General features: G+C 50.6%; 1 pseudogene. It reads left to right on the top strand.

Annotated elements, in window-relative coordinates:
- Positions 1 to 419, top strand: a pseudogene (locus tag ACGF49_RS24930) (adhesin); the annotation flags it as partial.

The following is a 419-nucleotide window of genomic DNA, read 5'->3' as shown; positions in this document are numbered from 1 at the left end:
CATGATTCTCAGTAATATGGCGGCCAATACCCTGGGCGGCGCTAACCGGGAAGGCCATGCCCAAAGCACCACCCATGCCGCGGTCAGTGACGGTGCCCTGATTATCCGGGATAAAGATAACCAGCAGCAAGATATCACTACCCTGAGCCGGGATACCGACCATGCCAACAATGCTCTCAGTCCTATCTTTGACAAAGAGAAAGAGCAACAACGACTGAAACAGGCCCAACTGATTGGCGAAATCAGCGCGCAGGTGATTGATATCGCCAGTACCGAAGGGGCAATTATCGCTACCAAAGCGGCCCACGCCAAACTGGAAAACATCAGTGACCCGGATAGAGAAGCGGCCATAAAAGTACTGAAGGATAAAGGTAAAACTGACATCACCCCGGAACAAATTAAAGACCAGATTTACAAGA

The organism is Photorhabdus sp. RM96S (assembly GCF_042879335.1).
Lineage (GTDB): Bacteria > Pseudomonadota > Gammaproteobacteria > Enterobacterales > Enterobacteriaceae > Photorhabdus > Photorhabdus kayaii.
The sequence above is the reverse complement of the archived record's forward strand: the minus strand, read 5'-3'. Positions and strand labels throughout refer to the sequence as shown.